Annotated in this window: 16 protein-coding genes; 4 read left to right on the top strand and 12 right to left on the bottom strand. The window is 40.9% G+C overall.

Annotation, left to right across the window (positions count from 1 at the left end; all coding sequences use genetic code 11):
• Nucleotides 1-277, top strand: a 277-nt coding sequence (locus tag L634_RS0123455) for an integrase core domain-containing protein (protein WP_026584254.1), incomplete at its 5' end; no start/stop codon positions are given.
• Nucleotides 278-336: 59 nt separating this feature from the next.
• Here L634_RS0123455 and L634_RS0123450 read toward each other — a convergent pair.
• The 9 genes from L634_RS0123450 to nirB (L634_RS0123410) form a co-directional block, all read right to left on the bottom strand.
• Nucleotides 337-1419 (bottom strand): nitric oxide synthase oxygenase, encoded by a 1083-nt coding sequence (locus L634_RS0123450; protein WP_442852719.1) that lies wholly within the window; start codon nucleotides 1417-1419, stop codon nucleotides 337-339.
• A 416-nt stretch (nucleotides 1420-1835) separates the two neighbouring features.
• Nucleotides 1836-3521, bottom strand: coding sequence for a glycoside hydrolase family 13 protein (locus tag L634_RS0123445; protein ID WP_026584547.1), 1686 nt, complete (start codon nucleotides 3519-3521; stop codon nucleotides 1836-1838).
• A gap of 77 nt (nucleotides 3522-3598) precedes the next feature.
• Entirely contained in the window at nucleotides 3599-4606 is a 1008-nt protein-coding gene (locus L634_RS0123440; protein WP_026584546.1) for a LacI family DNA-binding transcriptional regulator, read from the bottom strand.
• Between the two features lie 203 nt (nucleotides 4607-4809).
• Nucleotides 4810-6303, bottom strand: a complete 1494-nt coding sequence (gene cobA / locus L634_RS31625) for a uroporphyrinogen-III C-methyltransferase (protein WP_051428399.1) — start codon at nucleotides 6301-6303, stop codon at nucleotides 4810-4812.
• Nucleotides 6304-6476: 173 nt separating this feature from the next.
• Entirely contained in the window at nucleotides 6477-7292 is an 816-nt protein-coding gene (locus tag L634_RS0123430; RefSeq protein WP_026584545.1) for a uroporphyrinogen-III synthase, read from the bottom strand.
• 24 nt (nucleotides 7293-7316) lie between these two features.
• Nucleotides 7317-7643, bottom strand: coding sequence for a nitrite reductase small subunit NirD (nirD, locus tag L634_RS0123425; RefSeq protein WP_026584544.1), 327 nt, complete (start codon nucleotides 7641-7643; stop codon nucleotides 7317-7319).
• A gap of 14 nt (nucleotides 7644-7657) precedes the next feature.
• Nucleotides 7658-10072 carry a nitrite reductase large subunit NirB gene (nirB, locus tag L634_RS0123420; protein ID WP_026584543.1) on the bottom strand — a complete coding sequence of 805 codons (2415 nt, stop codon included), beginning with the start codon at nucleotides 10070-10072 and terminating at the stop codon, nucleotides 7658-7660.
• 46 nt (nucleotides 10073-10118) lie between these two features.
• Nucleotides 10119-12272: an assimilatory nitrate reductase catalytic subunit NasC gene (nasC, locus tag L634_RS0123415; protein WP_026584542.1), complete on the bottom strand. Its 2154-nt coding sequence runs from the start codon at nucleotides 12270-12272 to the stop codon at nucleotides 10119-10121.
• A 41-nt stretch (nucleotides 12273-12313) separates the two neighbouring features.
• A complete protein-coding gene (gene nirB, locus L634_RS0123410) occupies nucleotides 12314-14641 on the bottom strand; it encodes a nitrite reductase large subunit NirB (protein WP_026584541.1) in 2328 nt (775 codons plus the stop codon).
• A gap of 325 nt (nucleotides 14642-14966) precedes the next feature.
• On the opposite strand from nirB (L634_RS0123410), the gene L634_RS0123405 reads away from it, so the two are divergent.
• On the top strand, nucleotides 14967-16478 hold the full coding sequence (locus L634_RS0123405) for a NarK family nitrate/nitrite MFS transporter (RefSeq protein ID WP_026584540.1): 1512 nt from the start codon (nucleotides 14967-14969) through the stop codon (nucleotides 16476-16478).
• A 51-nt stretch (nucleotides 16479-16529) separates the two neighbouring features.
• Here the strand turns inward: L634_RS0123405 and L634_RS31620 are convergent, their stop codons facing one another.
• Nucleotides 16530-18527 (bottom strand): LTA synthase family protein, encoded by a 1998-nt coding sequence (locus tag L634_RS31620; protein ID WP_034263124.1) that lies wholly within the window; start codon nucleotides 18525-18527, stop codon nucleotides 16530-16532.
• Nucleotides 18528-19157: 630 nt separating this feature from the next.
• On the opposite strand from L634_RS31620, the gene L634_RS0123390 reads away from it, so the two are divergent.
• On the top strand, nucleotides 19158-19532 hold the full coding sequence (locus L634_RS0123390) for a serine hydrolase domain-containing protein (RefSeq protein ID WP_026584539.1): 375 nt from the start codon (nucleotides 19158-19160) through the stop codon (nucleotides 19530-19532).
• Between the two features lie 238 nt (nucleotides 19533-19770).
• Nucleotides 19771-19944, top strand: coding sequence for a hypothetical protein (locus L634_RS33990; protein WP_198029817.1), 174 nt, complete (start codon nucleotides 19771-19773; stop codon nucleotides 19942-19944).
• 61 nt (nucleotides 19945-20005) lie between these two features.
• Here L634_RS33990 and L634_RS0123375 read toward each other — a convergent pair whose 3' ends face one another.
• Together L634_RS0123375 and L634_RS31615 are read right to left on the bottom strand one after the other, a co-directional pair.
• Entirely contained in the window at nucleotides 20006-20680 is a 675-nt protein-coding gene (locus L634_RS0123375) for a lysozyme family protein (RefSeq protein WP_026584537.1), read from the bottom strand.
• 434 nt (nucleotides 20681-21114) lie between these two features.
• On the bottom strand, nucleotides 21115-21303 hold a 189-nt coding region (locus L634_RS31615), incomplete at its 5' end, for an IS3 family transposase (RefSeq protein WP_034263122.1).

Below are 21303 nucleotides of genomic sequence, written 5' to 3'. Positions count from 1 at the left end.
AGGTTTTCACTATACTCATCCCCTATTCCAAAGCAAAGTAAAGAAACTTGGCTTAACCCAATCAATGTCCCGAAAGGGAAACTGTTGGGATAACGCACCCATGGAAAGTTTCTTTGGACACTTTAAAGATTTAGCAGAGTATAAATCCTTAGATAATTTAAGAGATGTAAAAATAGAAGTGGATCGAATAATCAAGGAATATAACCATCACAGGTATCAATGGGGNTTAAATAAAATGACCCCGGTACAATACCGGGGTCATCTACTAGCAGCATAGGTACTTTTTTAAAACTGTCCGTAAACTGGGGCACAGTTCACTGATGCCGGCTTTTTCTATTAATAAGGGTGCTCTTGATAAAAGTAGTTGGGCATTTTTACTTCATTATTGTACTGGCTGTGGAAAATATGTGTAGCAGCTGGAGACACTGGCGGAATTAGCCAGGTCCATTCACCTGTTATCTCTCTTCCCTGGACTTTTTCATTTTCTTCAAATTTCTTGAATTGCTGTGCTGCAGTATGATGGTCTACAATACTGACCCCTTCTGCTTTAAAAGAATGCAAAACAGCCGCATTTAATTCCACCAGGGCACGATCCTTCCAAAGAGAGGAATGCGTTCTTATATCCAGCCCCATCAGAGAAGCGATTTGCGGAAGCGTGTTGTAACGGAATTCATCTGCCAGATTTCTCGCCCCAATTTCTGTTCCCATATACCAGCCATTAAAAGGCGCAGCGTTATATGATATTCCCCCGATATCAAGCTTCATATCAGATATTATCGGCACCGAATACCATTTTAAGCCTAGATCATGAAACCAATTATACTCAGGATGCCGAATTTCTACTTGGAGAACCAGTTCTTCCGGTATTTCCTTTAATTGCGGTGAATGATTATTAATTTGAATAACTAAAGGCAGCACATCAAATCTGCCAAATTTCGGTTCCCAGCCTAATTGAATGCACTGATTTGTAAAAGAGACGGAGTGCGGATCGCCAATAATACCATCCGGTGTCTCATAGCCTGCATAACGAATTAATTGATGATTCCATATTCTTATCTGCTGCCCTGCAGTTTCCTGCGGAAAAATAGAGATAGTTGGCCGTATTCTTCCATTATTCGTTGCATATTGAATATGATCAAACAGAGCAGAAAAAACTTCCTCCTCTGTCCTGGCATTCCGCCTATCCAATACTTTTAACTGATCCCAAAATAGCCTGCCGATGCAGCGGTTGCTATTGCGCCAGGCGACCTTTGCTCCGTATTCCAGTTCTTCGAAGGTATGTTCATAGTATCCCATTTCTGCAATACCTTTTTCAATTTTTCTGAGTCTGTGTTCAAGTTCAGCATGGCTTTTATTTAATTCGCCGTAACAAGAACGAATAAATTCTTGTGCTTCTTCAAGTTTGTCATTGTTCAAGATGAATCCTCCCGGAGTAGATTATCTGTTTATGATAGCATAAGGAGAGGTTTTAGGAGAATCAAATGATGTGCTGATGAGCTTTTATTGCTTTTTGCTTAGAAGTGGTTTGGTTGCTGGCATCCTGTTATTCAGGCGGAGCGGGAGGGCCCCAAGCTATTGTTGGGACTAAGTTGTTGGCTAATGCTGTTTATTCAAATGGATTTACTACCATTTCACCCTTGAACCCAGCATTCTCGTCGTTAATCAAGCAGATTGCTCCCTTTCCCGGGCCGATCCCAGGACTATTGTGTTTATTTAGCTATAACAATTACTATTCATTAACATCCCTTCAACTCCTCTGCTCTGCTGTTTATCGCGGCTAACATCATTTTTAACAAATTCTTCATAAAAAATGGGCCCTGAACAGGCCCTTATTACTATTTCCTTAGACGATATACCCTAGCCTCATATGGCTTAAGTGTTACTTCATCAATGGATTCATTTGCTTCTGTCTTCAGGTTTGAAATCAGCAATTCCTTTGAATCATAACGAATATTCTCAGGCAGCTTAAAGACAGGAGAGTGCTCGCTGAAGTTGCAGATTACAAGAAGCTGATCTTCCCCAAGCGTTCGCGTATAAGCAAAAATCTGCTCATCCTTTTCCATGACTAATTCAAACTTTCCATAAACAACCACTTCGTTTTGCTTCCTGAGCTGGATGAGCTTTTTATAATAGTGGAAGATAGAATCCTCTTCATTTACAACAGCTTCGGCATTAATCTTCTTATAGTTGGGATTCACATTGATCCAAGGGGTTCCCTTTGTAAAACCTGCATTTGGGCTGGCATCCCATTGAACCGGTGTTCTGGCATTATCACGGCTGCGTTCATGGATGCCCTTAAAAATCTCCTCATGCGACAAAGAATCCGGCGTTAAATCACGGTAGGCATTTAAGGTTTCAATATCACGATAATCGTTAATATCATTGAACTTAACGTTTGTCATGCCGATTTCTTCACCCTGGTAAATATAAGGGGTACCCTGCATCATATGAAGGCAAGTAGCAATCATCTTACCAGATGTAACGCGGTATTCTTCTGAATCATTTCCCCATCTGGAAATAGCTCGCGGCTGATCATGGTTGCTCCAATACAAGCTGTTCCATCCATCCTTTTCAAGGCCTTTTTGCCATTTGGTGAAAATCTCTTTTAACTCGGTAAGTTTCCATTGACGCGGATCCCATTTTCCGTATTGGCCATCACCAAGTCCAACATGTTCAAAATGGAACACCATATTTAATTCGTTTCGGTCTTTTCCAGTATAAAGCTTTCCTTCCTCAACCGTGACACCTGGCATCTCGCCAACAGTGATCGTATCGTAATGGCTTAGCGCTTCTTTATTCATTTCCTGCAAAAATTCATGGATTCTTGGTCCATTCATATAATACTTGCTGCCGTCTCCATATTTGTGGCCTTCACGAATTTCCCCCTGCGGATAGCTTGTATCTTTGGAAATGAAGTTGATAACATCCATACGGAAACCATCGATCCCTTTATCCAGCCAGTAGCGCATCATTTCATACACTTCATTTCTTAGAACAGGATTTTCCCAGTTCAGGTCAGGCTGTTTTTTGCTGAAAAGGTGCAGGTAATACTCCCCGGTTTGTTCATCATATTCCCATACACTTCCGCCAAATGCTGCGCCCCAATTGGTTGGAGGCTCGCCGTTGTCTGTCTTTTTCCAAATATAATAATCTCTGTAGGGATTATCCTTTGATTTTCGCGATTCCCTGAACCATTGATGCTCATCGCTTGAATGGTTGACAACGAGGTCCATCATGATTTTAAGACCGTGCTTATGGGCTTCTTCCAGCATTCGGTCGAAATCCTGCATTGTCCCAAATTCATCCATGATATCCCGATAATCTGAAATATCATAGCCATTATCATCATTGGGTGATTTGTAAACGGGCGATAGCCAGATCACATCGATACCCAGCTCGCTTAAATAAGGAATTTTTTCTGTGATGCCGTTAATATCGCCAATTCCGTCTCCATTTGAATCTTTGAAGCTTCTTGGATAGATTTGATAGATGACGCTTTCTTTCCACCATGTTTTGTTCAACTCACACAACTCCGATCTAAAAAATCTTTAACCCATGAATCTATTTAATACACCAGAGGCCAAATCAAGCTTTGGACTTATATAATCTCTTTAACACTTGATCTCTCAATAATTTTATGAGGCATTATACGGCTATCTGGTACTTCACCGGTTTCAAGCATATGAAACAACATTTTTGCTGCGGTTTCACCCATTTCCGCCAATGGCTGGCCAACAGTCGTCAGCGGAGGTATAGTCATCTCAGCAAGACTTAGATTGTCATACCCTATAATTGATATTTCTTCAGGAACTTTTACGCCCAATTTGTAGGCAGAAGATAAAGCACCCATTGCCACTTCATCACTCGCAGCAAAGATTGCTGTTACATCTGAAAATTGATCGATTAATTTTTTAAAACATTCTAAGCCATCATGAAAATTAAATCCTTGTCCAAAAACAATATTTCGATGATCCAGCTGGATAGCATAATCTGTGAGCGCCTTTTGAAAACCGTCTATCCTGGGTTTTCCAGCTATGATATCTTTATTGTTTCCACTGATCATTCCTATTTTTTTATGGCCCTTTTCTATTAAATATTTTGCTGCAGAATAGGCAGCCTGAAAGTCATCGACCTTTACAGATGGAACCGGATAAACACTCGATTTGGATGATAGAAGAATGGTTGGCATTTTTGTTTTTTTTAGATATTCGTAGTACTCTTCTTTTAAAATTTCACTGGCAAATATGATTCCATCCACTCGTTTTTCTACCAGCAATTGAAGGTATCTCATCGTTTTTACGCCATTTGATTCAGTATGGCAGACGATTACGCTTGAACCATGGTCATTTGCCGCTTTTTCAATTCCATCAAGAAAATCTGTAACCAGTGAGCTAGAGAGTTTTGGAAAGAGAACACCTAAGGTATGAGTTCTTTTACTGATTAATCCTCTTGCTATGGCATTGGGCTGATATCCCAGCTCTGCGATCACTTCCAAAACTCTTGATTTTGTCTTTTCAGAATAACCTGTTTGGCCGTTTAGAATCCTTGAAACGGTTGCAATAGAAACATTTGCCTTCCGAGCAACATCTTTTATGGTATAAGACATGTTCCACCTGCTTATTCAACAATATCCTTAATTTACGAAAACGTTTACGTAAGAAATTGTAGCATAACGCGAAAACCCTTTCAAAACCTTTCTTCAAAAATTTCCTTTTGTTTAATCCCAATAAGCATTAATAAAAATAAACCCTCCCCCAGCTATTTGGCATAGACGGGTTCAGGTTCAGTCTTTAAAATCTTTTTCAAATTTTAATTTATTAAAGCTTCCGTTTTTTCTAATCTTCCTCTCCTTACTAATTCCTTAACCAGCTCTGATGCACTAGGTTCTGCTGGAACAGAATCAGGAGAAATTCCGAATTCCATTAACCGCTGTGCCGAACTGCTTCCCATGCAGACGATTGTTAGCTTTTTTATGAATTCTGCTACCTCTATGCCATAATGGCCCCCATTTTCCATAAAGGCATTTACGGAGGAACTGCTGGGAAAAACAATCGTATCTAATGATGCTTCTTTAAGCATATTTCTAACAACTGGAATAAAAGATTCATCAATGACCGTTTCACTTGTCTGGAGGATATCGTGTTTTCCATAAATGTTATTAAAACCTTTTCTATTTTTCTCAAAATCACGATTCCCCACAATTAAAAGCCTTCCAAAATCCTCCATATCAGATGCAAGCTGCCCGGAAAGCCCCCGATCACGTATGACTTTCAACGATTTTTCGGAAAAACAATAAAGGGTTGCCCGGACATTTCTAATATCTATTTTTCTTTTTATCAATAAATCAAAAAACTCATTAATGCATTCCGGGGAGGTGAATAAAATGCGATCATACATAAATAGCTGATTGAGGGTATTTTCATTGATCGGGACTTCTTTTTTTGCCCACTTTGGAAATTCAATCACATCTGCCCCTTGTTCTTTCATACGGGCAGCCACTGAGCTTACAGCTGTACCCGTACGCGCCAAAAGAATCTGTCTTCCGTAAAGCGGCTTGTTTTCGAACCATTTTAATTTGTCCCTTAATGAAATAATATCACCAACTAAAGTAATAGCTGGATTCAACATGCCTTCTTCCTTTACTTTTTCAGCAATGTCTCCCAATGTCCCCTGCAGGGTCTGCTGCCTGCCATAGGTCCCCCACCGGATAAGAATTACAGGAGTTTCTTGCGGCTTTCCGTGAAGGATGAGGTTTTCGGCAATATATGAAATATTGGATACTCCCATGTAAAAAGCGATCGTATCCACGCTGGAAACTAGTCCTGACCAATCAATTTTGGGCTTTCCTTCCTTCGATTTATCATGGGCGGATACCACTGCAAAGGAAATTCCATATTCCCGATGCGTTACAGGAATTCCAGCATATAAAGGGGCTGCTATCCCTGAGGATATTCCTGGAACAATCTCGAATGGAATTTCATGCGCCGCAAGAGATTCCGCTTCCTCTCCGACTCTTCCAAAAACACCTGGATCACCGCCTTTTAAACGGACAACCGTAAAACCCTTCATCGCTTTCTCAATGAGAATAGTATTGATCATTTCCTGTTTAAGCATATGCTGCTTTGGAAACTTCCCGCAAAAAATCAGTTCGCAATTGGAAGGGGCAGAATCCAGCAGTTTTGGATTAATAAGACGGTCATATAATATAACATCTGCTTGCTGGATGGCTGTTAACCCTTTAATGGTTATTAAGCCTTCATCTCCTGGACCCGCTCCAACAAGATATACCTTCCCTTTCTTCAAATCCCCGCCCCCTTGTCTCTTTTTATCCCGCATTAACGGGCAGTAAGACCCCTACTTCAAGACTATACGAAACTAATATGGAAAAGTTGGGGATCAACTGCCCGTAAAAGCCCGATTGGTTCAACTAACAATCAGTGGGGGATGAAAAAACCCCCACTGATTGAAGTTTCACTTTACTCCCCGGAGTTTCTTTGATAGTAATTCGAAAGCTCCACAATCGCGCTGCCCATTCTTTCATGTTCCGGAAAAATAACGCGTTCAATCCCCTGATCATATAAAGCTTGTGCCGTAACTTTTCCGACTGCCAGAGCAATGACTTTTTCAGCAAATGCTTTTTTTAATTGATTTTCTGCACCTTTTTCATGGGCAAATTGAATTAAATTCCGCACCTGCGGGGTACTTGTAAAAACAGCTGCATCCAAGTCTTCTTCCAGCAGCTCTGATAGAAGCATCTCCATCACTTCCGCTTCAGGCGGATTGTGGATATACGGCAAAACTTCTTCATATTGGGCTTTTTGCTCATCAAGCCATTGAATTAGCTTCGGTGCTGGATCGCCATGAAGCTGGAGAGCCACTTTCTTGTTTTCCAGAGAAAAGTCTCCCATTCTTCTAATTAGCCCAGCTGTGCTTCCATCATCATCCCGGACTTGTGGTGTAACCCCCCATTTTTTTAACATATTGACTGTTTTATAACCTCTTGCTGCAATTCCGGTATTTTGGAGAACGTGAATAAATTCTTCTCCCCTTCCCATTTCCAGAGCAGTTTTATGCAAGGTCTCTACCCCGATGCCAGTAGTAAAAAGAACCCAGTCAAACTCGCCTGATGTAATGCGGTTTATATGTTCTTTTAATTTTGTGTCGATACACAGGGACGTTCCCTGTGCAGGCCTGCTGATGGCAACGCCACCAAGATTTTCAACGATTTTGCTTATTTCCTCTATTTTTCTTGACCCCAGCAGTGCAATCTTCTTTCCTTCCAGCTTTGTCATTTCAAAACCTCCAGCCTAATCTTATTATTCTTCTATTATAAGATAGACTGTATCATTCTCAACTAGTGTTTTATAAGTTTGAACACAACCAGTATCTGGCGCTTGAACTTTGCCATCCTCCAGACAGATTTTCCAATCATGCATGGGACAGAAAACAGAGTCCCCGCTGACCAAGCCCTCAGTCAGTACTCCTCCTTTATGAGGACAGCGGTTTTCAACTGCACGGATCTTGCCGCTTGATAGCCTGAACACAGCAATATCTTTTCCTCCGATCCTTACTGTTTTCCCAAGTTTTTCGGGCAATTCTTGAATGGGACCTATCAGAACTTTGACCATACTCTTATTTACCAATTGAAACTCCTCCTTTATGATCTTACGAGATTCTCAAACAATTCCGCTTTTGTTTTATTGTTATTAATGATCTCTTTCCATGGATCTTTGTGAACTGATAACGCCTCATCCATTCGTGCATTTAGTTCTTTGCGCTTCTGTTTATCATCGAGCACAGACTGGATGTGAGCCAAACCGACACGATCCACCCAATTGGAGGTGCGTTCCAAATAATTGGCCGTTTCCCTGTAGTATTGAAGATAAGCACCCGTGACTTCCATTAATTCTTCATCTGTTTTCACCTTATAAAGCAAATCCCCGCCTCTTACATGGGTACCGCCATTTCCCCCAACATAGATTTCCCATCCGCCATCTATGCCAATAAAACCGATATCCTTGAATCCTGATTCAGCACAGCTTCTAGGACAGGCGGATACTGCCATTTTGACTTTATGCGGAGTTTGCAATCCTTCAAATTTCTTTTCAAGTGCTACCCCAACTCCCATGGAATCCTGTGTTCCAAAGCGGCAGAATTGCTCCCCGACACAAGTTTTGACAGTGCGAAGCGACTTCCCATATGCATAGCCTGAAGGCATATCCAATTCGGACCAAACTTTAGGCAAATCTTCTTTTTTAACACCGAATAAATCAATCCGCTGACCCCCGGTTACCTTTACTAATGGAATTTCATATTTATCAACAACATCGGCGATTTTGCGCAAATCCTTCGAATTCGTCACTCCGCCATACATTCTCGGTACAACTGAATAGGTGCCGTCTTTTTGAATATTGGCATGCATTCTTTCATTAACAAAACGAGATTCCCGTTCATCCTCATACCTTGTTGGATTGACCATACCCAAATAATAATTGATGGCTGGACGGCATTTTGAACAGCCTTCCTCCAGTTTCCAGCCAAGCACGCTCATAACTTCCTTTACATGAGTTAGCCCCTTTGTTCTGATTTCTTCAACTACCTCATCCCTCGATAATGAAGTACAGCTGCAGATCGCCTCTTTTTGAGCACTTGCATCAAATTCTGTTCCTAGCGTAAACTGAAGCAAGTCAGCTACCAGCGGTTTACAGCCCCCGCATGAACGGGAAGCGCTTGTGCATGCTTTAATTTGCTCAACTGTTGTGCATCCTTCCCCTTGTATTGCTTCAACGATCGCCCCTTTGGAAACGCCATTGCACCCGCAGACAATATCCTCGCTATTCATTTCAGCAGCCATGCTTCCTCCAGCCTCACTCCCTATCGGCTGCAAGAGGGAAACCTTGGCAGTATCCGAAATATCCGCCTGTTTCTGGATCATCGAGAAAAGTCTATTTCCTTCCTGGCTGTCACCAAAAAGAACCGCTCCTACGATTTTATTTCCTTGGAAGACAATTTTTTTATACACACCTTCATGGTCATCGAAAATCTTTAAAGCTTTTTTCTCTTTATCTTCCTGAAAATCTCCGGCAGAAAATACTTCCACACCCGATACTTTAAGCTGAGTAGAGAGAACCGAACCTTTATAGGGAGGAGTCTCTATTCCGCACAAATGTTTGGCCAGCACTTTTCCCTGTTCATAGAGCGGAGCAACCAGGCCATATGGAATTCCGTTATGCTCGGCACATTCTCCCACTGAATATATATGAGGAATACTTGTTTCAAGATAATCATTGACCACAATGCCACGGTTCACCTGTATTCCGCTTTCCTTCGCAAGTTTGACATTCGGGCGGATTCCAGCTGCCATGACGACCAGATCAGCTTCCAGCATGGTACCGTCACTGAAGGTCAATCCCTCCACCCGTTCATTTCCGATGATGGCCTCCGTCTGTTTTTCCAGCAAAAAGCTCATTCCCTGATTTTCCAGCTCTTTCTGCAGCAGCTTTCCTGCTGTTTCATCCAGCTGCCTTTCCATTAAATATGGTGCGAGGTGAATCACCGATACTTCCATACCTAAATTTAATAAGCCTCTTGCAGCCTCCAGACCAAGCAATCCCCCGCCAATAACAGCCGCCTTTTTATATTTTTTTGATGCCTGCAGCATTTTTTCAGTATCCTCCAGATCCCGAAACGCTGTGACCCCCTCCTTATCTGATCCAGGTATAGGAAGAATGAATGGCACAGAGCCTGTTGCAAGAATCAGCTCATCATAAGGCTCAATTCTTCCTTTGTCAGAGATGACTACCTTTCTGCCTGGATCCGCCTTTACTGCCGTTTCACCTGTATAAAGGGTAATATTGTTGATATCATACCAATCCCAATCATTCAAAGTAATATCCTTTACTTCCGTGTCACCTTGCAAAACCTTTGACAAAAGAATGCGATTATAATTAGGGTGGGGCTCACTTCCGAATATCGTGATCTTAAACTTATCAGGAGCAGCTTTTAAAATTTCTTCTACTGTCCTGACACCTGCCATTCCATTTCCAACAAGAACCAATCTCTTCTTTTCCATTTTTTTAATAGCCTCCCGATCATTTGATTTTATTTTTATGAATGATTTACTGGCTAGCCGCTGGTAATCCTAAACTGCTAATTTTAACAGCTGTAACTTTAAAACCCGGCATACGGCAAACTGGATCGAGCTGATCCGATACCAGAAGATTGACATTTTGGTTTTCAGCCCAATGAAAAGGGACAAAAACGGTATCCTGCCTAATATCTTCCGTCAAATGGCTCCTGACAACAATGCTGCCTCTTTTGGACTCTATCTTTATGAGCGACATATTTTGAATTCCATATTTCTTTGCTGTTTCAGGATGAATTTCGGCAAAGGACTCAAAATTTCTTGCAGCCAGTGATGGGCTTTTCCGGGTTTGGACTCCAGTTAAATAATGGGATACGACTCTTCCTGTCGTCAGGTAAAGCGGATATGCATCATCTATTGCTTCTTTTGCTACTTCAGGTGTATTGGATACAGGAATCATGACAGCTTTCCCATCTTCGTGTGCAAAGGAATGTTCAAAAAGCCTTTCCGTTCCTTTGTGGCCCGGTTCTGGGCAAGGCCATAGAATTCCTTCACCCTTTTTAAGAAGTTCATAATCTATTCCGTAATAATCAGCCGTGCCCCCTCTGCTGGCTGTTTTAAGTTCATTGAATATGGCTTTTGGTCCAGAAAAAGCAAAATAGTCACCCTTTCCTAGCATTCTTGAAATTTCACAAATGATTTGCCAATCCTGTTTTGCTTCACCAGGACACTGCTTGCTTGCGGGACGGTGCAGCACTCTTCCTTCCAAGTTTGTCATCGTTCCCTCATTTTCCAAATAAGACGCAACCGGAAGGATTAAATCTGCCAGCCTTGCAGTTTCAGAGATAAATAGATCGGCAGCAATTAAAAAGTCGAGCTTTTCCAGCGCTTTTTGAACGAAGCTTGCGTTGGGATTTGAGACAATTGGATTTGACCCCATCAATAGCATTCCTTTTATTTCACCTTTATCAATTTTTTCCATCATCTCATAGGCAGAGACACCTTTTCCCGGCAAATCGCTTTCAGGTATATTCCATACACTTGCAATATGGCGGCGGTGGATAGGTTCTTCGATTGAGCGGTACCCTGGCAGCTGATCTGCTTTAAGGCCATGCTCCCGTCCACCCTGTCCATTTCCTTGTCCGGTTATCGCCCCATAGCCGCACCCAGGCTTGCCAATTTTGCCTGTCATTAAAAGAATATTTAAAAAATTCCTGACGGCGTGATACCCATCTGTTTGCTGTTCAACACCCCTGGCAGTAAAAATCATGCCGGTTGCTGCTTTTCCAAAAAGTTTAGCCGCTTTTCGAATTTGATTTGCAGGAATACCTGTCACTTCAACAATGTCTTCCAACTTAACAGCGTTTATAAAGGCTTTAACCTCTTGAAAACCTTTAGTTCTTTCTTCTATAAACGAAAGGTTAACTTCTTTTTCTTCAATCAGGCATTTCAAAATTCCGTTTGCCAGAGCCGCATCAGTGCCCGGCTTCGGCTGCAAATGCAGGTCTGCGATGGATGTTGTTGAAGTTTTCCGCGGATCAATGGCGATAATAAATGACCCGTTCTCCTTCGCCTTTTCAAAATAAGGAAGAAGTGTTGGCTGGCATTCGGCAATATTGGTGCCAGCCAGAATGATGCATTCAGCCAAGGGTATATCGTTTAAGCCATTAGTCATTCCCCGGTCAACCCCAAAGGCATGATTTGCTGCCGATGCAGCTGATGACATGCAGAACCGCCCATTATAATCAATGTATTTTGTCCTTAATGCCACTCTCGCAAACTTGCCAAGAAGGTAAGCTGTCTCATTTGTTAATGAGCCGCCTCCATACACTGATAAAGCATTTGGGCCATATTCACACTGAATAGATCGAAATCTTTCCTTGATTACATCCAATGCTTTCTCCCATGATACCTGTTTAAATTTCCCGCCCTCTTTTAGCAAAGGATATTTTAGGCGTTCAGGATGCATGGTATGCTGATGGGCATTCATCCCTTTAATGCATAGACGTCCATGAGATGTGGGATTCCCTTTTCCTAGAACCCTATATTGTTTCCTCGTTACAATGGATTGTTCAATTACCTGCTTTTTGCATTGCATACTGCAGAAAGGACATTGGGTGTCATAAATTTTCTCTGACTGAACCTCCTGCTGCTTAGTTCGGAAATATTTTAATAGCAGTTCTGTCATAGCTCTTCCTTTCCGCCTTTCATCGAATTAATCAATGCTTTCTAAAAAACGGGCAGCCTGCTTGCTGCATTATACGTATCTTCTTCCAAGCGCCGGATTAAGAGCTTTCTTAATTCGAAATCAAACAGTACTTCCCGCAAGTGAATTAGCCCGATCCTTGCCGTCCATTCTGACACACTCTCCAAATATTTGGCTGATTCCCTGTAATATTGCATCAAAGCAATTATCACCTCTTCCGCTTCCTCCTCAATAGAAGCAATAGTCAGAAGCTCTCCTGGATTTTCCCCAATATAAATTTCCCAGCCCTGCCTAATCTTTATAGCCACAATATCTTTACCGGCAAAGTTGGTGCTTGCATGACTGCAAGGTTCAATTCCCATTTCCAGTCGCTTTGGAAATATGGCATATTCCGTTTTTTTCTGCAGCTGTACAGCCATTTTCTTTGGAGAATCCATTTCACAGCCGCAGCTTTTGGAATCATTCATATTGACACTCACCGCAGCAGTTTGGGGAACAGGGATTAATTTCATTTTTAAAGTCTGCCATATACCCGGCAAATCCTTCTCCAGTATTCCTGTTAGCTTGATACGGCCGTTATTGCTTAAGGCTATTTTGGGAATGCTGTATTTTTCAGCTGCTGCAGCGATTTTTTGCAGTTGATCGCTTGCCGTTTCTCCTCCATATATCTGCGGAAAAATGGAATAAGTTCCGTCCTCTTCCCTAATCGCGTTTTCCATATCGCTAATCCATATAGATTGGCCATCTCCCTTATAGCCAGGTACAGTCATACTAAGGAAATAACGGAGAGCAGGTACACAGATGCTGCAGCCATTTTCCTTCCGCCAGTCCAAGGCAGTAAAAACGTCTTCTATACTTCGGAGCCCGCGGATCTGAATCTGTTCAACAATCTCTTCTTCTGTAAGATTTGTACAGCAGCACAAAGTGCTAGGTTCCATTTTTTCATGAAAATCATCGCTTTTTATATAAAACAGCAGCTCCTCTACAAGCGGCTTACAGCCTCCACATGTACCTGAAGCCTTTGTACAGCTTCTAACCTCTTCTACAGTTTCCAGACCTTTTGCCGAAACAGCTTCAATAATCGATTTTTTTGTGACGCCATTGCAGTTGCATACAATACTGGTTTGCGCCATTGAACTTATATGCTCCTCTTCAGCTGAATTCAGCAGCTGAACCTTTTCATCATCCGAAAAATCCCTCTTCCTCTTCATCATGTCTAATAACCTTACATGTCCTTGCAGGTCACCTACCATTAAAAAACCAGAAATCTTGTTATGCTTAAAAACGATTTTTTTATAAGTTTGTTCATCCTCGTCATATAGGGTCAATGCTTTTGTAAAACCTTTCTCAAAAAGGTTCCCTGCAGAAAACACTTCCATTCCGGATATTTTCAGCTTCGTGGATAAAATTGACCCTTTATACTCCTCTGCAGGCACACCACATATATGCTTTGCCAGTACCTTTCCCTGCTCATACAGCGGTTTTACCAAGCCATAAACTACACCTCTATGCTCGGCACATTCACCTACAGCGTATATATCCGGAAAGCTGGTCTGCATATAACCATTGACAACAATCCCCTTATTTGTATTTAGACCACATTCCTGTGCAAGCTGAATATTAGGCCTGACACCAGCTGCTATAATGACAAGATCGGCTGGAAGTTCTTTCCCATCGGCCAAAATTACTTTTTCAACCCGGCTTCCTCCTTTAAAACATTGTGTTTCCTTTTTAAGGAGAAATTTCACGCCTTCTTTCTGAAGTGAGTCCTGCAGAAGCCCTGCCGCGACAGAGTCGAGCTGATTATTCATGATTGTTTCGGCATTGTGGACTACTGTCACTTCCATTCCTAAATGAATAAGTCCTTGAGCAGCCTCCAACCCCAGCAAGCCTCCACCGATTACAACAGCACTTTTGCCTTTATCGGCTGAATTCATAATTTGCCTGCAGTCTTCTATCGTACGGAATGTCATGATTCCCTCTTTACCGGTACCGGGGAGCGGAGGGACAAAAGGTGTAGAACCAGTGGCCAAAATAAGTTTGTCATAGGAAACATCCCTATTCCTATTTGTAGTAAGCGTCTTGTTTACATTGTCTAATTGGATAACTGTTTCATTTGTATATACTTTGATTTGATTTTTTTCATACCAATCGGAGTCGCGGATGATTGTTTCCTCAAAAGAAGAATTTCCTTGAAGTATGGAAGACAATAAGATGCGGTTGTAATTTAAATGATTTTCACTTCCAAAAACCGTAATGGAGAATCGGTTGGGATCACTTAGGATAATTTCTTCCAGACAGCGGATCCCCGCCATTCCATTCCCGATAAGGACTAGTTTTTCTTTTGCCATCGTGATCCTCCCAGCAAGTTAATTCCCACCTTTCAAAATTTCCCTTTCGTTATGTTAGATAATATCACATCGTAATGATAAAAAACATCACTTTTTTGAATTTTTTTATAATTATTAAACTATAGCCCTATACCGCAAAAGCCTTTTTCCTGCTTCAAATTTACTTATTTTCAATTGTTATGTAAGCGTTTAATCCAGCTTGAAGCAAAGGATCCAGAATCACTTAGAACTTTAGTAATATGTTAGAAAACCTAACGTAATAATTACATATAATTTACTTTTATGCGATAATGTGAAAATATTCAGATATTAAAGGAGGGTTTTCATGAAGGTCGCAGATATTTTTAAATTTAAAGATGAACGGATGAAGGTTTTGCATTACACATGGCTTGCTTTCTTTATTTCTTTTTTCACCTGGTATAACATGGCCCCTTTGGCTACTACCATGCTGGAGGAAATGGATTGGCTTACAGCACAGCATATTGCTGCTTTAGGAATATTAAATGTCGCCTTAACGATTCCTGCCAGGATCATCATAGGAAACCTATTGGACCGGTATGGCCCTCGAGTGGTTTATTCTTCCCTGTTGGTTGTCATGTCCATTCCGGCCTTTATTTTTGCATTTGCAGATAATTGGCTTCAGCTGATGGTATCCCGCTTAGTCCTTGGCAGCATTGGTGCCAGCTTCGTAATCGGAATCCGTATGGTATCTGAGTGGTTTCCTCCAAAAGATGTTGGATTTGCAGAAGGGATATACGGAGGATGGGGAAATTTCGGCTCTGCCGCAGCAGCCATGATCCTGCCATTTATCGGGCTTAACCTTTTCGGAGGCAGTGATGGATGGAGATACGCTTTAGCCCTTACAGGAGTTATTTGTTTTGCCTACGGAATTTTCTATTATTGGGCTGTCAAGGATACGCCGGATGGAAAAAAACTTGTTAGACCGAAAAGGTCAGGGGCAATGGAGGTTAGCACATGGGGAGATATGATATGGCTGATAATATGGTCCATTCCCCTAGGGGGAGCACTAGCAGTCAGTGCCTGGAGAATTGAAAATCTCGGATTTATAACAGAAGATGCCTTATACATTATCTGGAGCCTGATCGGCTTGGCTTTTGTCATTCAGGTCTATAAAATTTTGGACGTGAATATCCCTATTCTTCAGGCAGGGGTTCCTGAGGAGGATCAATATAAATTTAAAAACGTGGCAGCGCTGAATAGTACATACTTTGCAAACTTTGGCGCTGAACTTGCCATTGTATCGATGCTGCCAATGTTCTTCCAGCTGACATTCTCCCTTACACCCGCCACAGCAGGATTGATTGCAGCCTCCTTCGCTTTTATAAATCTGATTGCACGTCCGCTGGGCGGGATGCTCTCGGACAGAACGGGGAACAGAAAGAGAGTAATGCTTGTTTATATGCTTGGTATATCAGCCGGCCTCCTGGGTATGGGCTTTATCGATTCAAGCTGGCCATTGTTCGCAGCTGTTTTGATGACCATTTTGACATCCATGTTTATCCAGGGAGCGGAAGGGGCAACCTTCGCTGTTATTCCTATGGTAAAAAAACGGATAACAGGCCAGATAGCCGGAATGGCTGGAGCTTACGGAAATGTCGGTGCAACAATCTATTTAACCCTCTATACACTCGTTTCACCTCAAGCCTTCTTTTTTATTCTGGCTGCCGGTGCCTTAATCAGCTTTACGATATGCTATTTTTGGCTGGAAGAACCGAAAAACTCGTTTGGCTCGGAATACTATTTATCCGAACAGGATTTGCAAAATGAGGATGCAGCTCTTGATAAAGAACGATTGAGGGAACGAAAAGCATTATAAATGACCCCAACACACAAAAGGCTGCCTGGATATTCAGGCAGCCTTTACTATTTATTCATTTGACGCTTCTGCAGTTTTTTCATCTTTCATTTCTGCATTGGCATTTTCATTTTTATCTGACTTATAGTCATAATCTGAGCGGTCAACCGGTTCAAAATTCTCAGGTGTATAGAATCGAAGAAGATCGCCATTTACAACTTTATCAGAAAGCGCCAGTTTTTGTTCTGCACTTTCCTGAAGCTTTTTCGCTTCTTCAAAACGTTCTTCTTCAAGCAATTCACCCGTTTTGGAATCGTAGAACTTGCCGTCAACAGAAGAAATCGTCGGACTCATAAAGTCACCGTTTCGGAAAGGAATTAGGTCATCATGCTCTTCAGATAATAAATCCGTTCCGAATTGCACATAATCCTTAGTATCGATACCAAGTAAATGCATAAGTGTCGGCATTAGGTCAATCTGTCCGCCAAATTCATGGTTTACGCCGCCTTCCATGCCAGGCACGCGAATGAACAATGGCACTCGCTGAAGGCCAGCACTATCAAATGGTGTAATTTCTTCCCCAAGAACTTGCTCCATTGCTTTGTTATGGTTCTTGGAAATACCATAATGGTCGCCATACATCACAATGATTGAGTTGTCATACAGGCCGGAAGCTTTTAGCTGCTCAAAGAACTCTTTCAGTGCTTCATCTGCATAACGGGCTGTCTGGAAGTAATTATCCACTGATTTATCGCCTGTTGTATGCGGCTCAATCGTCGCCTTCTCCTGATCCATATGGTATGGATAGTGATGGGATACGGTAATGAACTTAGAGTAAAACGGCTGTGGAAGAGACTCCAGATATGGCATGGATTGCTCAAAGAACGGCTTATCCATCAGACCATAATCAGCCATGTCCTCAGGCTTTAAATCATAGTAGTTTGCATCATAAAACTTATCGTAGCCGAATGATTTATAAATTTCGTTTCGGTTCCAGAAGCTTCCGGAGTTGCCATGGAACACAGCACTCGTATAGCCTTTATCTTTCAGGATTGCCGGAGCTGCATGGTATGTGTTCATACCTTTTGTCGTGAATGCTGAACCCTGCGGCAATCCATATAAAGAGTTTTCCAAAATGAATTCTGCATCTGCTGTCTTACCTTGCGCAGTCTGATGAAAGAAATTATCAAAATACATGGTGTTTTCTTCTTCAATTAAAGAATTCAAAAACGGTGTTACTTCTTCACCATGCAATTCATAATTCATAAGGAACGTTTGAATAGATTCAAGATGCAGATAAATCACATTCATGCCTTCGGCTGCACCAAAATATTCAGGGTTTGGTTCTGCATAATTAGACTTGGTAAAGTTAATGACTTCTGTTGTGTCACTGCTGTCCGCCATAACTCTCTGTGCGGATGCCTTTGTACTTTGTACCGCATCATAAATTGTATAGTTGTACATGCCAAGATATTTAACGATATAGTTGCGGTCAAATCCTCTGGTCAACAGCTCAGGACGGTCTGTCTCGGCAATTCCCAGGTTGGCAAAGGAAACAGCTAATGAAGCATAAATTAATGCTGCCACTCTGCGGCGGGAGATATCCTTTGTTTCAACTTTTACGACTTTAAAAACAAGCAATCCGATCAGCACCAATACATCGATAAAGAAAAGGATGTCATACGGTTTTAAAAGAGAACTTACACTGCTGCTTACATCCCCAAAGTTTTGGGTCTGTGTCAAAGTCGGCAATGTTATAAAGTCATTAAAGAAACGATAGTACACCACATTTGCAAATAAAAGGAAAGATAATAGGAAATAAATAACCATCAAGGCAATGTATTTCTTTCTTCCCTTAAAGAAGAATGCAAGTCCTAAAAATAGCAATGAAGATCCAAGCGGATTAATAAATAATAAAAACTGCTGCAATGTACTTTCAATACCTAAGTTAAATTGTGTCATCTGAGTTATATATGTTTTCATCCAAAGCAGGAATACTACCAAAAAGAAAAAGCCAATATATTTATTAAACATACCATGACTCTTTTGAAGAAAAGTATTCAAAGTCATACACCTACCTTCTAGCACATTATTCTAACATACTTCACTATCAATTTTAAAATCATTTCCTGGCAATCATTCTAGTAACTATCATAACTGTTAAATATTAATAAACTATGAACATCCTAAGAAATTAATTAAAAAGGCTGCGCAAGAATATAACTATACCCGGTTTTTAAAAAAAGTCAAGCATGTCCTTGTGAAACAGCCATTCCTTCCATAAGAAAAGTACACCGGCCTTTAGATCCGATTTATCTTTTTTCTCTTGTTCTTCAATTACGCTATTCGATTTCATGCAAATGCCCATAAAAATTACTCACGTATATATAGACGAATGAAAAGCTATTTGGTTTCATTTTTATTAAAAAACTTATAAATCGATAATCTTAGAAAAAGGAGAAAAAACAGACAACAGCCAATATATATGTAAATCAATAATAAAATATTCCCAAGGCGGAAAATTTATTTGGATGTTAAAACAGCATTCTCAATTCCAGCAATTATTTTAATGGAGCCGTCCTTGTTGCCCATAAAGGAGATATACTCCTGAACAATGGGTATGGATTAGCAGGCTGCCAATATGACATACCGATACTCTGGAAACCAAATTCCGGGCTGGGCCTTTAACCAAGGCATTTATTGCTTACAGCCATCATTGAAAAGGTTTCTGGTATACCCTATGAACAATTCCTCCAAGAATGCATTTTTAAACCTATTCAGTTAAAAAATACAGGATTGGACAATGGCCGAACAGTGGTAAAAAACCTGGCCACGGGGCATTCAGTCTGGAAAGAGGTGATCCAGACTGAATTTGTCGATATGAGTATTCCCCAGGGTGCATATGGCCTTTATAGCACGGCGGAGGACCTCTGCAAGTGGGCTATGTCTTTGAAAGATGGAACTCTATTAGGTGAACAGCTTCTAAAGAAGATGTTCACCAGCTACCTTGGCGGCTATGGTTATGGCTGGTTTATTGGCGATTCTTCCAGACAAGCCAGCATTCGGGTGATATGAATGGCTTTACAAGCGAGTTAAGAATTGACTTTGAAGAGGATTTAATTGTGATTGTCTTAAGCAATATCAGTATCACACCAGTTTCGAGCTGGTATAGTGGCTGGAAAACGAATTGAGATTAATAGAAAGCTTGCATGCCATAAAGAATCAATTCCCGGCTCAATGGTCATCGGAGAATACAGAAACGAGGAGAAGAATCCTTTAAATAGAATGGAAAAATAATAGAGTTTATATAACAATGCCCAAACAATATGGTGCCCTATATAAATACGAACTAAAGCCCCTTCGTACAGCAGAAGGAAAAATGCACTTTAAAGCAGATTTTTTAAATGAAAATTTTATTTTTGAACAAGATCATACACTTCGGTTTGTAGATGTAAATAAGCAGGAACATGTATTATTTAAACGTTAAAAAACCGCACTATTTCATGGTGCGGTTCTCGTTTTGTTTACATAATATAATTATATTTAACTTACCAAACAGATTCCAATTCTTCTGGATTTTCAGAGTTGCTTGCCGTTAGAATTTCTATATTTTTAGTTACTTTTGTGGTATAAGTGAAGTCTCCATAACAATATGGATAGCGGAAGTTATTTTTGTCTCCCCCGCAATTGTATACTTGCGGGTTCTTTTCAGCCTGCTCAAGAGAAAATTCCTTCGCGATCTCCTCACTATGCTTCCCGCCTTGCTGAGCTACAAAATCAATATAGCCAATTCCCATATTATAAGCCTGAATCACGGTTGGAAAATCGACATTTTTCTTATTGCCGTACTCGAGGGCTCGCTGAAAATGCTTGATCCCTTGCTTGATGCTCTGTTCCGGATCTTGTATGGAGTTCGGCGGTAAGCCTGCAGATTCGGAAGCTTGCATCGGATCACCGCCCTTCCCTTTGCTTTCCTGCTGCATGATGGCAGCTAAAACGACGGTATATTCCTCCATATTAACCTTTTCCAGCTCCATCTGAAGAACCGGCGTATATTTTTGCACATCTTCTGACACAGGATTAGGAAGGAAGGAAACAGCTTTTTCCTCTATCTTCTGCTGTATGGATTGGTCAATTAATACAAAGGCAAAAATCATCAGAAATAACAGTAAAGCTATATTTGAGCTGCGTTTTGTCCGTTTTTTGCTTTTTTTGCGCTTCATCGCTGTTCTCCCGGTATTTTTAATAGTTCATTGTTTTCTTATTATACTAATTTAATAGAATGACAGCAAAGCACTGACATTTTAAAAGGAAAAGCCACTTCCAGGGCGATCTTTTTTAAGAAAGATAGTAATTATCGGTCAGTTTATGAAGTTTATCGGTCAGAATTTTAATATAACGGTCAGTTTTTTATTATATCGGCCAGTTTTGGATTTTTTCCGTCAATTTTTAAATATATCGGTCAGTTCGCTTCACTTTTCACTTAATCCAACTTATAAATAATAAAAACGGAGGCAGATGTGATACTACGTCAAGAAAACGGACAAATTAAATTGGGCACTTTCTTACTTTCTTCCTACCGCGCTATCGCTTGGTAACCTGGACAAATGATGATCTAACTTGCGTTACATCATNATTTGTCCAGGAAAAGGTTAAATTAGGCGACTTTCATTTTTGAGTAGTAAGCTTTTTCAAACTCCATCGGTGATTGGTATCCAATGGTTGAATGAATCCTCTCTGGATTGTAAAAACAAGTGATATACTCAAAAACTTCCTTTGTTGCCTCTGCTCTTGTCCTATATTTTTTCTGGTAGATCAATTCTTTTTTAATAATACTGTGAAACGA

Origin of the sequence: Bacillus sp. J33 (assembly GCF_000518885.1) — a bacterium.
In the GTDB taxonomy this organism is placed as follows: Bacteria; Bacillota; Bacilli; order Bacillales; family Cytobacillaceae; genus Cytobacillus.
This window is presented reverse-complemented; position numbering and strand designations above follow the sequence as displayed.